Raw genomic sequence first — 13,971 nt, forward strand, 5'->3', positions numbered from 1 at the left:
GAAGGCTCTATAAGTAAGCGGCATTGGCTGCTTCAAGGCGGTCCTGGGCACGCAGGATCAGTTCGCAGAACTCGCGGGCGGCACCTTCGCCGCCGCGGGCCACCGTGACGCCGTGGGCGTGTTCGCGGACAAACGCTGCGGCATTGGCCACCGCCATGCCCAGCCCCACGCGGCGGATCACCGGCAGGTCGGGCAAATCGTCGCCCAGATAGGCGACCTGTTCATAGCTTAGGCCCAGTTGGCCAAGAAGCTCGTCCAATACCACCAGCTTGTCTTCGCGGCCCTGGTACAGGTGGGGAATCCCCAGGTTCTTGGCCCGGCGCTCTACCACCGGGGTCTTGCGCCCGCTGATGATCGCCGTCTGTACGCCGGCTGCCATGAGCATCTTGATGCCCTGGCCGTCCAGGGTGTTGAAGGTCTTGAACTCGCTGCCGTCTTCGAGGAAGTACAGGCGCCCGTCAGTCAGCACGCCGTCGACATCGAATACCGCCAGCTTGATGTTTTTACCGCGTTGCAGCAGGTCGGCACTCATCACATCACTCCCGCGCGCAGCAGATCGTGCATGTTCAAGGCGCCGATCGGCCGGTCTTCCTTGTCCACCACCACCAGGGCGCTGATCTTGTGGTCTTCCATGATTTTCAGGGCTTCGGCGGCCAGCATGTCGGCACGTGCGGTCTTGCCATGAGGGGTCATCACCGAATCGATGGTGGCATGGTGTATATCGATGGCCCGATCCAGGGTGCGACGCAGGTCGCCGTCGGTGAAGATCCCGGCCAGGCGGCCGTCGGCCTCCAGGATCACGGTCATGCCCAGGCCCTTGCGGGTCATTTCCATGAGCGCGTCCTTGAGCAGGGTGCCGCGTTGCACCTGGGGCAGATCGCTGCCTTCGTGCATGACGTTCTCCACCTTGAGCAGCAGGCGACGGCCCAGGGCACCACCCGGGTGGGAGAAGGCAAAGTCCTCGGCAGTGAAGCCCCGGGCTTCCAGCAGCGCCACGGCCAGGGCGTCGCCCATGACCAGGGCGGCGGTGGTCGAGGAGGTCGGTGCCAGGTTCAGCGGGCAGGCTTCGTGCTCGACGTGGACGTTGAGGTTGACATCAGCCGCCTTGGCCAGCGGCGACTCGGGGTTGCCGGTGAGGCTGATCAACTGGATGCCCAGACGCTTGATCAGGGGCAGCAGGGTGACGATTTCGTTGGTGGAGCCGGAGTTGGAGAGGGCCAGGATCACGTCATCGCGAGTGATCATGCCCATGTCGCCATGGCTGGCTTCGGCAGGATGGACGAAGAAGGCCGTGGTCCCGGTGCTGGCCAGGGTAGCGGCAATCTTGTTGCCGACGTGCCCGGACTTGCCCATGCCGACCACCACTACGCGGCCTTTGCTGGCCAGAATCATCTCGCAAGCGCGTACGAAATCTGCGTCGATATGGGGCAGCAAGCCTTCTACTGCCTGTAGTTCGAGGCGGATGGTGCGTTGTGCTGATTGAATCAGGTCGCTGGATTGGCTCATGTCTGAAATCGTATAGCCCGATGAAAAGGCGGCGATTATAGCGGTAATGAACAAATCCCTCACGCAAGTTCGTCAGGCTTTGTCTACCGGGCGTGAGGAAAGCCTGGTTTTTGCCTGTCGTCGACCTGAACGGGGGTGGCGTCGGCCTTGGGGGCTCCGTATCAGCAGTGATATAGTTCGCCGCCAGTTCGGCCTGCCCAGGGGCATGTACTCCCGGCAGGGAGCCAAGCGTCCGAGTGATAGGCTGCATCGCAAGGAGTTTAGATGAGTGCCGATAACGCCTACGCGGTCGAGCTGAAGGGACTGTCCTTCAAGCGCGGTACGCGCAGCATTTTCAATAACGTGGATATCCGTATTCCGCGGGGCAAGGTCACCGGCATCATGGGGCCTTCCGGCTGTGGGAAGACCACCCTGTTGCGCTTGATGGGCATGCAGTTGCGGCCCAGCAGCGGCGAAGTGTGGGTCAATGGCCAGAATCTGCCGAGTCTTTCGCGCAGCGATCTGTTCGACGCGCGCAAGCAGATGGGCGTGCTGTTCCAGAGCGGCGCACTGTTCACCGACCTGGACGTGTTCGAGAACGTGGCCTTTCCGCTGCGGGTGCACACCCAACTGCCGGACGAAATGATTCGTGACATCGTCCTGCTCAAGTTGCAGGCGGTGGGCTTGCGCGGCGCGGTCGACCTGATGCCCGACGAGCTGTCCGGCGGCATGAAGCGCCGGGTCGCCCTGGCCCGGGCGATTGCCCTGGATCCGCAGATCCTCATGTACGACGAGCCTTTCGTGGGCCAGGACCCCATTGCCATGGGCGTTCTGGTGCGCCTGATCCGGCTGCTCAACGATGCCCTGGGCATCACCAGCATCCTGGTTTCCCACGACCTGGCGGAAACCGCGAGCATTGCCGACTACCTCTATGTAGTGGGCGATGGCCAGGTGTTGGGCCAGGGAACTCCCGAAGAGCTGATGGACTCCGATAATCCGCGTATCCGTCAGTTCATGAAGGGCGATCCCGACGGCCCGGTGCCGTTTCACTTTCCAGCGACGGACTACCGCGCAGATCTTCTGGGGAAGCGCTGATGCGCAAAATATCGCTAATCGAGAGGGTTCGCCTCTTCGGTCGCTCAGGCATCGATGTCCTGGCGGTACTGGGGCGTTCCACGCTGTTCCTGTTCCATGCGCTGCTGGGCCGCGGTGGCATCGGCGGCAGCTTTGGCCTGCTGGTCAAGCAACTGCACTCAGTGGGCGTGATGTCCCTGGTGATCATTGTCGTGTCCGGGATCTTCATCGGCATGGTGCTGGCGCTACAGGGCTTCAATATCCTTTCCAGCTACGGTTCGGAGCAGGCGGTGGGGCAGATGGTGGCCCTGACCCTGTTGCGGGAGCTGGGGCCGGTAGTGACTGCGCTGCTGTTCGCCGGGCGTGCCGGTTCGGCGCTGACCGCGGAAATTGGCAACATGAAGTCCACCGAGCAGCTCTCCAGCCTGGAGATGATCGGTGTCGACCCGCTCAAGTACATCATTGCGCCGCGCCTGTGGGCCGGCTTCATTTCCCTGCCATTGCTGGCGATGATTTTCAGCGTGGTGGGCATCTGGGGCGGTTCGTGGGTCGCTGTCGACTGGCTGGGAGTCTACGACGGCTCCTACTGGGCGAACATGCAGAACAGCGTGACCTTCAGTGGTGACGTGCTCAACGGTGTGATCAAAAGTATTGTTTTTGCGTTTGTAGTGACCTGGATCGCCGTTTTCCAAGGCTATGACTGTGAGCCCACTTCAGAGGGGATCAGCCGTGCCACTACCAAGACCGTGGTGTATGCCTCGTTGGCCGTACTCGGCTTGGACTTTATTCTGACCGCCTTGATGTTTGGAGATTTCTGATGCAAAACCGCACCCTGGAAATCGGTGTCGGCCTTTTCCTGCTGGCCGGCATCCTGGCTTTGCTGTTGCTTGCCCTGCGAGTCAGTGGCTTGTCTCCAACCGCGAGCACCGATACTTATAAACTTTACGCCTACTTCGACAATATCGCCGGTTTGACGGTCAGAGCCAAAGTGACCATGGCCGGCGTGACCATCGGCAAGGTCACGGCGATCGATCTGGACCGTGACAGCTTCACTGGCCGGGTAACGATGCAATTGGAAAAGCGCGTGGATAATCTGCCGACTGACTCCACTGCATCTATCCTGACTGCTGGCCTGTTGGGTGAGAAATACATCGGTATCAGCGTGGGCGGGGAAGAAGCCTTGCTCAAGGATGGTGGAACCATCCACGACACCCAGTCGTCGCTGGTACTGGAGGACCTGATCGGTAAATTCCTGCTCAATACCGTTAGCAAAGACGCCAAATGAGGAGTTTTTCGATGATCTCTATCTTGCGACGTGGCCTGTTGGTGCTGCTGGCGGCTCTGCCGTTGCTGGCCAACGCGGCAAGCACGCCTTCCGCGCATGATCTGGTGCAGGACACGACCACCCGTCTGCTCGCTGACCTGGCGGCTAATAAAGAGAAGTACAAGCAAAGCCCGAACGACTTCTACAATGCCTTGAACAGCATCGTCGGTCCTGTGGTGGATGCCGACGGTATTTCCCGCAGCATCATGACCGTCAAGTATTCGCGCAAGGCCACGCCGGAGCAGATGGTGCGCTTCCAGGAAAACTTCAAGCGCAGCCTGATGCAGTTCTATGGCAATGCCTTGCTGGAGTACAACAACCAGGGCATCACGGTTTCTCCGGCCAAGGATGAAAGCGGCACCCGCACCAGCGTCGATATGCAGGTCAAGGGCAACAACGGCGCGATCTACCCAGTGTCCTATACCCTGGAAAAGATCAATGGTGAGTGGAAAGTGCGTAACGTGATCATCAACGGCATCAATATCGGCAAGCTGTTCCGTGATCAGTTCGCCGACGCGATGCAGCGCAATGGCAACAACCTGGACAAGACCATCGACGGCTGGGCCGGTGAGGTGGCCAAGGCCAAGGAAGTGACCGAAGACGCTGCACAAAAGGCTGCGCAATGAGTGAATCGGCCGTGCGCCTCGGTGATGCCGGGGAACTGTTGATCAGCGGCGTGCTGGATTACCGCAGCGGCCCGGGCCTGCGCAAGCAGGGCCAGGCGCTGATCAAGTCGAGCCAGGCACCGGCGCTGGTGCTCGATTGCTCGGCGGTGGAGAAGTCCTCCAGCGTCGGACTCGCGCTGCTGCTGGCCTTCATGCGTGATGGCCAGGCACTGGGCAAGGCGGTGAGCGTTCGTGCGCTGCCCGAGGACATGCGCGAGATCGCCGAGGTCTCCGGAGTCACCGAAATCTTCGCCCATCCCCAATAACCCACATCTCTATATAGAAGCCCCCCGTCAGAGTCCTGCTATGCGGGGTTCGCAGGCGCGGGGCTTTTTTGTATGATGTCCGACCCGCGCGCACAGGGCGCCGATTGAGGTTGAGCATGCAGGCCAACGAAGTGAAGAGCTTTCTTGAGGGAAAGCTGCCCGGAGCTCAGGTAGAAGTTGAGGGCGAAGGCTGCAACTTTCAGCTGAACGTGATTAGCGACGAACTGTCGGCCTTGAGCCCGGTGAAGCGTCAGCAGAGCATCTATGCCCATTTGAATCCATGGATTGCCGATGGCAGCATCCACGCGATCACCATGAAATTTTTCAGCCGCGCGGCCTGGGCCGAGCGCACCTGAGCCCAAGGGCGTCGAGACTGTTATGGATAAATTGATTATTACCGGCGGCGTTCGCCTTGATGGCGAGATCCGCATTTCCGGGGCCAAGAACTCCGCGCTGCCGATTCTGGCGGCAACCCTGCTGTGCGATGGCCCGGTCACCGTGGCCAACCTGCCGCACCTGCACGACATTACCACCATGATCGAGCTGTTCGGTCGCATGGGTATCGAGCCGGTGATCGACGAGAAACTCAGCGTCGAAATCGACCCGCGTACCATCAAGACCCTGGTAGCACCCTACGAGCTGGTGAAAACCATGCGCGCCTCGATCCTGGTACTGGGCCCGATGGTTGCCCGTTTCGGCGAAGCCGAAGTGGCCCTGCCTGGCGGTTGTGCCATCGGCTCGCGTCCGGTGGACCTGCACATCCGCGGCCTGGAAGCCATGGGCGCGGTGATCGACGTCGAAGGCGGCTACATCAAGGCCAAGGCGCCTGAGGGTGGCCTGCGCGGCGCGAATTTCTTCTTCGATACCGTGAGCGTGACCGGTACCGAGAACATCATGATGGCTGCAGCCCTGGCCCGTGGCCGCAGCGTGCTGCAGAACGCCGCTCGCGAACCAGAAGTCGTGGACCTGGCGAACTTCCTGATCGCCATGGGCGCGAAGATTTCCGGCGCCGGCACCGACACCATCACCATCGATGGCGTCGAGCGTCTGCATTCGGCGATCTACAAGGTCATGCCTGACCGTATCGAAACCGGCACCTACCTGGTGGCCGCAGCGGTCACCGGCGGCCGCGTCAAGGTCAAGGACACCGATCCAACCATCCTTGAAGCCGTTCTGGAAAAGCTCAAGGAAGCCGGCGCTGAAGTCACCACCGGCAGCGACTGGATCGAGCTCAACATGCACGGCAAGCGCCCCAAGGCGGTCAACGTGCGTACCGCTCCGTACCCGGCGTTCCCCACCGACATGCAGGCGCAGTTCATTTCCCTGAACGCGATTGCCGAAGGTACTGGCGCGGTGATCGAGACCATCTTCGAAAACCGCTTCATGCACGTCTATGAGCTGCACCGCATGGGCGCCAAGATCCAGGTCGAAGGCAACACCGCCATCGTTACCGGTACCGAAATCCTCAAGGGCGCGCCTGTCATGGCTACCGACCTGCGGGCTTCGGCCAGCCTGGTGATCTCGGCCCTGATGGCCGAAGGCGACACCCTGATCGATCGCATCTACCACATCGACCGTGGTTACGAGTGCATCGAAGAGAAGCTGCAGATGCTCGGCGCCAAGATCCGCCGCGTACCGGGCTAGTTGCATGACGGGCACAGGGAGGTGCCCACTGCCGAATCTGTTCCACGTCGAGCCTGTCTTCAGGCTCGACGCATGTCTGGCGCCGTTTGCGTCCGGGCATCAGTCGCCGCATAAGGACTTACGTTACTCATGTTGACCATCGCACTGTCCAAGGGCCGTATCCTCGACGACACGCTGCCGCTTCTGGCTGAAGCGGGCATCGTGCCAACCGAGAATCCGGACAAGAGCCGCAAACTGATCATCCCCACGACCCAGGACGATGTCCGCCTGTTGATCGTGCGTGCCACTGACGTGCCGACCTATGTCGAGCATGGCGCTGCCGACCTCGGGGTGGCCGGCAAGGACGTCCTGATGGAATACACCGGCCAAGGCCTGTATGAGCCACTGGACCTGCAGATTGCCCAGTGCAAGCTGATGACTGCCGGTGCCATTGGCGCCGCAGAACCCAAGGGCCGCCTGCGCGTGGCCACCAAGTTCGTCAACGTAGCCAAGCGCTACTACGCCGAGCAGGGTCGTCAGGTGGACATCATCAAGCTCTACGGTTCCATGGAGCTGGCGCCGCTGATCGGCCTGGCCGACAAGATCATCGACGTGGTCGACACTGGCAATACCCTGCGGGCCAACGGCCTGGAACCCCAGGAACTGATTGCTACGATCAGCTCCCGCCTGGTGGTCAACAAGGCATCGATGAAGATGCAGCACGCCCGTATCCAGGCGTTGATCGATACCCTGCGCAAGGCAGTGGAATCGCGACACCGCGGCTGATTCACATGCGTGGCCTTGAGCCGCGCCCATCTATCCGCGTCATAGCCAGAATGCTCAGGTGCCCACGCGGATGGCTTGGTAGTCTTGCGGCGCCTGAGCTTTGCAAATCCAAGCTTGCCCTTTTGTGCATTCGCCAATCATTGAGGCCTTCGCTATGACCGCTCCGACTGCAATTCGCCGACTCAACGCTGCCGACCCGGATTTCGCCCGTCATCTGGATCATCTGCTGAGCTGGGAAAGTGTCTCTGACGATTCGGTCAATCAGCGGGTGCTGGACATCATCAAGGCCGTGCGCGAGCGCGGCGATGCGGCGCTGGTGGAGTTCACCCAGCGTTTTGACGGCTTGCAAGTGGCCTCCATGGCAGACCTGATCCTGCCGCGCGAGCGCCTGGAGCTGGCCCTGACCCGGATCACCGTGGCCCAGCGCGAAGCCCTGGAAAAGGCCGCGGCGCGGGTGCGCAGCTACCACGAGAAGCAGAAACAGGACTCCTGGACCTACACCGAGGCCGACGGCACGGTGCTGGGCCAGAAGGTCACGCCGCTGGACCGCGCCGGGCTGTACGTACCGGGGGGCAAGGCGTCCTACCCGTCGTCGGTGCTGATGAACGCGATTCCGGCCAAGGTGGCGGGCGTTACCGAGGTGGTGATGGTGGTGCCGACCCCGCGTGGCGAGGTCAACGAACTGGTGCTGGCTGCCGCCTGCATCGCCGGGGTCGATCGGGTGTTCACCATCGGCGGCGCCCAGGCCGTGGCCGCGCTGGCCTACGGCACCGAAAGCGTGCCCCAGGTGGACAAGGTTGTCGGCCCGGGCAACATCTATGTGGCCACCGCCAAGCGCCACGTGTTCGGCCAGGTCGGCATCGACATGATCGCCGGCCCGTCGGAGATCCTGGTGGTCTGCGACGGTCAGACCGACCCGGACTGGATCGCCATGGACCTGTTCTCCCAGGCCGAGCACGACGAAGACGCCCAGGCGATCCTGGTCAGCCCGGATGCCGAGTTCCTGGATAAAGTCGCGGCAAGCATCGCCAAGCTGCTGCCAACGATGGAGCGCGCGGAAATCATCAACACCTCGATCAATGGCCGTGGAGCCCTGATCAAGGTCCGTGACATGCAGCAAGCCATTGAAGTGGCCAACCGCATTGCCCCCGAGCACCTGGAGCTGTCCGTGGCCGACCCGCAAGCCTGGCTGCCGCAGATCCGCCACGCCGGGGCGATCTTCATGGGCCGCCACACCAGCGAAGCGCTGGGGGATTACTGCGCCGGGCCGAACCACGTGCTGCCGACTTCCGGCACCGCGCGTTTCTCGTCGCCGCTGGGGGTGTATGACTTCCAGAAACGTTCGTCGATCATCTTCTGCTCCGAGCAGGGCGCCTCTGAACTGGGCCGCACCGCCTCGGTGCTGGCCCGTGGCGAGTCGCTGACCGCCCACGCCCGCAGCGCCGAATACCGCATCGTCGACGACCAAGATCAGGGGCAATGAACATGAGCAAATTCTGGAGTCCGTTCGTCAAGAACCTGGTGCCCTACGTGCCGGGCGAACAACCCAAGCTGACCAAGCTGGTCAAGCTCAACACCAATGAAAACCCCTATGGCCCGTCGCCCAGGGCCCTGGCGGCGATGCAGGCCGAACTCAACGACAACCTGCGTCTGTACCCGGACCCCAACAGTGACCTGCTCAAGCAGGCGGTAGCCAGTTACTACGGGGTGCAGGGTAACCAGGTGTTCCTCGGCAACGGTTCCGACGAAGTCCTGGCGCACATTTTTCACGGCCTGCTGCAGCAGGAAAAACCGCTGCTGTTCCCGGACATCAGCTACAGCTTCTACCCGGTGTATTGCGGCCTGTACGGCATCGAGCACGAAGCGGTGCCGCTGGACGAGCAGTTCCAGATCCGCGTGGCCGACTACGCCAGGCCCAACGGCGGGATCATCTTCCCCAACCCGAATGCGCCCACCGGCTGCCTGTTGGCCCTGGATGCGGTGGAGCAGATCCTCAAGGCCAGCCCGGATTCCGTGGTGGTGGTGGATGAGGCCTACATCGACTTCGGCGGCCAGACCGCCATCAGCCTGGTGGATCGCTACCCGAACCTGCTGGTGACCCAGACCCTGTCCAAGTCGCGCTCCCTGGCCGGCTTGCGAGTGGGCCTGGCGGTAGGGCACCCGGATCTGATCGAGGCCCTGGAGCGGGTCAAGAACAGCTTCAACTCCTACCCGCTGGATCGCCTGGCGATCGTCGGAGCGGCGGCGGCCTTCGAGGACCGCGAGTACTTTGCCAAGACCTGCCAGCAAGTGATCGACAGTCGCGAATGGGTGGTGGCGCAGTTGCAGGCCAAGGGCTTCGAAGTGCTGCCGTCGGCGGCCAACTTCATCTTTGCCCGCCACCCGCGGCACGACGCAGCCGGCCTGGCGGCCAAGCTGCGCGAGCAAGGGGTGATAGTGCGCCACTTCAAGCAGCAGCGGATCGCTCAGTTCCTGCGGATCAGCATCGGCACACAGGAACAGAACCAGGCGCTGATCGACGGCCTGGGCGAGCTGTAGTCCAGGCGCCTGGCTTCCGAGGCGGCCGTACCTTTATTCGTGGTGCGGCTCGCCGAGGAAGGTCAGGGAGCTGAACAGGCCGCGTGACGCCACATCCGGGTTGTCCTTGAGCGCTACCTCCAGCTCTGCGGCAATCACGTTCAGGCCTTCGTTCCTCACCAGCACTTGGGCACGTCCCTGGGCATCGGTCTCGGTGCTCAGGGTGCTCGGTGCATTGCGGTAATCGCCAATCAACTTCACCCCGGCCACGGGCTGCCCATCCAGCAGCACCCGCACCGGCAGGTTCTTGCCCGGGCCGACGGTCAGCGGGTCGACTTCCGGCAGGATCACCAGCTTGAGCTGTTCCAGCTTGGGCAGCTTCGCTCCCGGTTGATAGATCGCCAGGCTGTACTTGTAGGTGTGAGTCGAGGCGATGGCCCCCGGGACCTTGCTGCGACCCTGGTTGACCCAGCGCTTGTCCGCGGTTTGCGACCAGGGGCCGTTGTCCAGTGCCACGGCCAGCACCGCCGGCGGCTTGAGCGGTTGCAGGCGTGCGTGGTCCGCCAGGCGTTGCACGGTCACCGGAATCATTCTGGCCGCGCCGTCATAGGCCCAGGCACCGCTGATTTTCTTGGCCTTGAAGGCGTCGTCTTCGGCGCCGTGGCCGTAGATCACTTCGATATTGCCGCGTCGTTGTTCGGTCCACAGGCCGTGGGCCGAGGCCTGGGTGGCGCCCAGTGTGGCGAGCAGGCCCAGCAGGGCAATGGATTTGAGGCTGTGCATGGCGGCTCTCTTCTACAGGTTGAGTGTGAGGCTGAGGGTGAAATTGCGCGGTTCGCCGGGATTGACCCAGTAGTTGCTGTAGGAGCGTTCGTAGTACTTCTCGTCGAACAGGTTGTTCAGGTTCAGGCCCAGGGTCAGGTTGTCGCTGGCCTTGTAGTGGGCCAGCAGGTCCAGGGTGCGGTAGGCGGGCAGCTCGAAGCGGCCTCCGGCCTCGCCCGAGCGGTCGCCGACATAGGTCAGGGCTGCGCCGATGTCCGAGCCCTTGAGCCGGCCGTCCTGGAATTCATAGACCCCCAGCAGGCTGGCGCTGTGCTTGGCCACGCCGAGAATGCGGCTGCCGGCGGGGATTGCCGGGTCGCCCTTGGTGACTTGCGCATCAATCAGCGCATAGGCGCCTATCACGCGCACCGCGTCGGTCAACTGGCCGCTGAACTGCAGGTCGAAGCCCTGGCTGCGGGCCTTGCCCACGGCGCGGCTGGCGTCGGTGCCGGGGTCCAGGGCCAGGACGTTTTCCTTGTCGATATGGAAGGCGGCGAGGGTGGCGCTCAAGCGTTCGTCGAACAGCTCGCTCTTGATCCCCACTTCATAGCCGACGCCTTCCTCGGGCTTGAAGGTCTTGCCGCCCGCATCCAGCCCATTGTTGGGCTTGAACGAGGTGGAGGCGTTGGCGAACAGCCCCACCTGCGGGGTCAGTTGGTAGAGCAGGCCGGCGCGCTGGGTCAGGGCATCGTGGTTCTGGCGGCTGCGCTTGCCGGTGGTGTGGTCGTCGATCTTTTGCTCGAAGTGTTCAAAGCGGGCGCCGACCATGCCTCGCAGGCGGTCAGTGAAGATGATCTGGTCCTGCAGGTTGAGGGCCTGGCTTTCGACATGCTCGAAAAAGTCCGTGCCAGAGCGTTTGCCGTTGGGCTTGGCCTGACCGTAGATCGGGTCGTAGATATCGATGGCATAGGCGCCGCCGGCAATGCTGGTGACCCGCTCGTTCTTGCGGTAGTTCTCGTATTCGCTGCCGATCAGCAGTTCATGCTGCCAACTGCCGAGGTCGAACAGGCCGCGCAGTTCCAGCTGGGTGATGCTGTCATGCCAGTTGTTGTCCCGCTCGCGGTAGCGCCGGTTGACCGTGTGCCGGTCGGCGTTCAGCGGTCGGGTTTCGGAGGCGAAGCCCCAGAGCTTGCCTTCCTTGTAGTGGCTGGCCAGACGCAGTTTCCAGCTGTCATTGAGGTGGTGTTCCAGGGTGGCCTGAAGCATGTTGTTGTGGTTGTCGATGTTGCCGTCATCGGGTTCGCCGAGGAAGGTCGAGCGGGAGACGCCGCTCCAGCGATTGTTCGGGGCCACGATGCCGCGGTCGAAGGTCGAGCTGTGGCGCACCCATTCGCTTTCCAGCAGCAGGCTGGTGTCCGGGTTCAACTGCCAGCTGAAGGAAGGCGCGACGAACACCCGGCGGCTGTCCACGTGGTCGCGAAAGCTGTGGTTGTCCTCCACGGCCAGGTTGACCCGGGACAGCAGGTTACCCTGGGCATCCAGCGGGGTGTTGAGGTCCAGGGCGGTGCGGTAGCGGTCCCAGCTGCCAGCACTGGTCTGCAAGGTCGCGAAGGCTTCGGGCTGGGGTTTCTTGGTGACGATATTCACCGTGCCGCCGGGGTCGCCACGGCCGTAGAGGCTGGCGGCCGGCCCCTTGAGCACTTCGATGCGCTCGACAGTGGCGGCGTCCGGGGTACTGGGATAGCCGCGGTTGGCGCTGAAGCCGTCCTTGTAGAACTCCGAGGTGGTGAAGCCGCGCACGCTGTATTCATACAGGGTCAGCCCGCCGAAGTTGTTCTGCTTGGAAACCCCGCCGGCAAACTCCAGGGCGCGTTCGACGTTGTTGCTGCCCAGGTCCTTGAGCACGCTGGCGGGGATCACGCTGATGGATTGGGGAATGTCGCGGATCGCCGTATCGGTCTTCGTCGCGCTGGCCGAGCGTGTGGCCCGGTAGCCCTTGACCGGGCCCGTGGCGGATTCGTATTCGGTGCTGATACGGGTGGTTTCAAGTTCCAGCGGCTCAGGTTCTTTGGCCAGCAGCGGATCTGCCAGCAGGCCCAGGGTCAGGCCTGCCAAGGGGAGGATTCTTCGGGACGTCATGGGGCTGTTCCAATAGCGATATTGAAACAATATAACATGACTGATGAGAATGTATGCTGTTAGCCCGGCATGGCCGGGCCCAGCTTCACTCTTCTTCTTTGACGGGCGCGGGCGGTGGTCGCAGGCCGATTTCTGCCGTCAGCTTGAGTTCCTTGCCGTTGCGCATGACCAGGATCGAGACTTTGTCCGTCGGTTTGATCCGCGCCACCTGGTTCATCGAACGCCGGCCGTCGCCGGCAGGTTCGCCATCGATACTGAGGATCACGTCACCCAGTTGCATCCCGGCTTTCTGCGCCGGGCCGTCGCGGAAGATCCCCGCCACCACGATTCCCGGGCGCCCGGCCAGGCCGAAGGACTCTGCCAGCTCCTGGGTCAAGGGTTGCACTTCGATCCCCAGCCAGCCGCGGATGACCTGGCCGTGCTCGATGATCGACTTCATCACTTCCATGGCCAGCTTGATCGGGATCGCAAAACCGATGCCCTGTGAGCCACCGGACTTGGAGAAGATCGCAGTGTTGATCCCGGTCAGGTTGCCGTTGGCGTCCACCAGGGCGCCACCGGAGTTGCCCGGGTTAATCGCGGCGTCGGTCTGGATGAAGTCTTCGTAGTTGTTCAGGCCCAGCTGGTTGCGCCCGGTGGCACTGATGATGCCCATGGTCACGGTCTGGCCGACCCCGAACGGGTTGCCGATGGCCAGCGCGACGTCGCCGACGCGGACGTTTTCCGAACGGCCGACGGTGATCGAAGGCAGGTTCTTCAAGTCGATCTTGAGCACCGCCAGGTCGGTTTCCGGATCGCTGCCGATCACCCGGGCCAGGGTCTCGCGGCCGTCCTTGAGTGCCACCACGATCTGCTCGGCACCGGAGGTCACATGGTTGTTGGTCAGCAGGTAGCCCTCGGGGCTCATGATCACCCCCGAGCCCAGGCTCGATTCCATGCGCTGCTGCTTGGGCAGGTTGTCGCCGAAGAAGCGCCTGAACTGCGGGTCTTCAAAGAGCGGGTGAGCCGGCTTGTTGATGACCTTGGTGGTGTACAGGTTGACCACCGCGGGCGCGGCGATCACCACGGCGTCGGCGTAGGACACCGGCCCCTGTTGCGTGCTGGTGGTTTGCGGGGCTTGCTGCAGATTGACGTCGAGGCTGGGCAGGCCCACCCATTGCGGGTAGCGCTGGATAATCAACAACGCGATAAGCACGCCGGCCAGTAGCGGCCAGCCAAAAAAACGCAGAGCCTTGAGCATTGAGCAAGTCCTGGGTGGTTACGAAGGGCTGCGCACGGCCCATAATGTCGCGCATTATACGAGGCCGCGCGTGCCTCTGAACGGGATATT

General features: G+C 62.5%; 15 protein-coding genes. 10 read left to right on the top strand and 5 right to left on the bottom strand.

The genetic code is table 11. The annotated features are described in order from the left end of the window. Positions 1 to 7: 7 nt before the first annotated feature. Complete coding sequence (locus AC1RMG_RS07675; RefSeq protein ID WP_011059273.1) at positions 8 to 532, bottom strand: KdsC family phosphatase; 525 nt, start codon at positions 530 to 532, stop codon at positions 8 to 10. Continuing rightward, positions 532 to 1,506 (bottom strand): KpsF/GutQ family sugar-phosphate isomerase, encoded by a 975-nt coding sequence (locus AC1RMG_RS07680; protein WP_011059274.1) that lies wholly within the window; start codon positions 1,504 to 1,506, stop codon positions 532 to 534. The genes AC1RMG_RS07675 and AC1RMG_RS07680 overlap by 1 nt, the downstream gene beginning before the upstream one ends. A 264-nt stretch (positions 1,507 to 1,770) precedes the next feature. Between AC1RMG_RS07680 and AC1RMG_RS07685 the strand changes: the two genes are divergently transcribed. The 10 genes from AC1RMG_RS07685 to hisC all read left to right on the top strand — a co-directional run bounded on the left by AC1RMG_RS07685 (position 1,771) and on the right by hisC (position 9,761). Beyond that, positions 1,771 to 2,580 carry an ATP-binding cassette domain-containing protein gene (locus tag AC1RMG_RS07685; RefSeq protein ID WP_011059275.1) on the top strand — a complete coding sequence of 270 codons (810 nt, stop codon included), beginning with the start codon at positions 1,771 to 1,773 and terminating at the stop codon, positions 2,578 to 2,580. After that, complete coding sequence (gene mlaE, locus AC1RMG_RS07690; RefSeq protein WP_011059276.1) at positions 2,580 to 3,377, top strand: lipid asymmetry maintenance ABC transporter permease subunit MlaE; 798 nt, start codon at positions 2,580 to 2,582, stop codon at positions 3,375 to 3,377. The genes AC1RMG_RS07685 and mlaE overlap by 1 nt, the downstream gene beginning before the upstream one ends. Continuing rightward, positions 3,377 to 3,844, top strand: a complete 468-nt coding sequence (gene mlaD, locus AC1RMG_RS07695; protein ID WP_011059277.1) for an outer membrane lipid asymmetry maintenance protein MlaD — start codon at positions 3,377 to 3,379, stop codon at positions 3,842 to 3,844. The genes mlaE and mlaD overlap by 1 nt, the downstream gene beginning before the upstream one ends. An 11-nt stretch (positions 3,845 to 3,855) precedes the next feature. Beyond that, positions 3,856 to 4,509 (top strand): MlaC/ttg2D family ABC transporter substrate-binding protein, encoded by a 654-nt coding sequence (locus AC1RMG_RS07700; protein ID WP_015634165.1) that lies wholly within the window; start codon positions 3,856 to 3,858, stop codon positions 4,507 to 4,509. Beyond that, positions 4,506 to 4,814, top strand: a complete 309-nt coding sequence (locus AC1RMG_RS07705; RefSeq protein ID WP_011059279.1) for an STAS domain-containing protein — start codon at positions 4,506 to 4,508, stop codon at positions 4,812 to 4,814. The genes AC1RMG_RS07700 and AC1RMG_RS07705 overlap by 4 nt, the downstream gene beginning before the upstream one ends. Positions 4,815 to 4,930: 116 nt before the next feature. Further along, positions 4,931 to 5,170 carry a BolA family protein gene (locus AC1RMG_RS07710; protein ID WP_011059280.1) on the top strand — a complete coding sequence of 80 codons (240 nt, stop codon included), beginning with the start codon at positions 4,931 to 4,933 and terminating at the stop codon, positions 5,168 to 5,170. 22 nt (positions 5,171 to 5,192) lie between these two features. Then, positions 5,193 to 6,458: a UDP-N-acetylglucosamine 1-carboxyvinyltransferase gene (gene murA / locus AC1RMG_RS07715; protein WP_011059281.1), complete on the top strand. Its 1,266-nt coding sequence runs from the start codon at positions 5,193 to 5,195 to the stop codon at positions 6,456 to 6,458. Positions 6,459 to 6,587: 129 nt separating this feature from the next. Continuing rightward, positions 6,588 to 7,223 carry an ATP phosphoribosyltransferase gene (hisG, locus tag AC1RMG_RS07720; RefSeq protein WP_011059282.1) on the top strand — a complete coding sequence of 212 codons (636 nt, stop codon included), beginning with the start codon at positions 6,588 to 6,590 and terminating at the stop codon, positions 7,221 to 7,223. Between the two features lie 154 nt (positions 7,224 to 7,377). Further along, the gene (hisD, locus tag AC1RMG_RS07725) at positions 7,378 to 8,706 is read left to right on the top strand and encodes a histidinol dehydrogenase (protein WP_011059283.1); all 1,329 of its coding nucleotides are present in this window, start codon (positions 7,378 to 7,380) and stop codon (positions 8,704 to 8,706) included. 2 nt (positions 8,707 to 8,708) lie between these two features. Beyond that, positions 8,709 to 9,761, top strand: a complete 1,053-nt coding sequence (gene hisC / locus AC1RMG_RS07730; RefSeq protein ID WP_011059284.1) for a histidinol-phosphate transaminase — start codon at positions 8,709 to 8,711, stop codon at positions 9,759 to 9,761. A gap of 33 nt (positions 9,762 to 9,794) precedes the next feature. Here the strand turns inward: hisC and AC1RMG_RS07735 are convergent, their stop codons facing one another. From AC1RMG_RS07735 to algW, 3 genes are all read right to left on the bottom strand, one after another. Then, positions 9,795 to 10,523: a DUF4198 domain-containing protein gene (locus tag AC1RMG_RS07735; RefSeq protein ID WP_011059285.1), complete on the bottom strand. Its 729-nt coding sequence runs from the start codon at positions 10,521 to 10,523 to the stop codon at positions 9,795 to 9,797. A 12-nt stretch (positions 10,524 to 10,535) separates the two neighbouring features. Beyond that, complete coding sequence (locus AC1RMG_RS07740; RefSeq protein ID WP_262212877.1) at positions 10,536 to 12,641, bottom strand: TonB-dependent siderophore receptor; 2,106 nt, start codon at positions 12,639 to 12,641, stop codon at positions 10,536 to 10,538. Between the two features lie 85 nt (positions 12,642 to 12,726). Further along, complete coding sequence (gene algW / locus AC1RMG_RS07745) at positions 12,727 to 13,881, bottom strand: Do family serine endopeptidase AlgW (protein ID WP_011059287.1); 1,155 nt, start codon at positions 13,879 to 13,881, stop codon at positions 12,727 to 12,729. Between the last annotated feature and the right edge of the window lie 90 nt (positions 13,882 to 13,971).

It is taken from the genome of Pseudomonas sp. GW822-FHT04H02, from assembly GCF_058800645.1.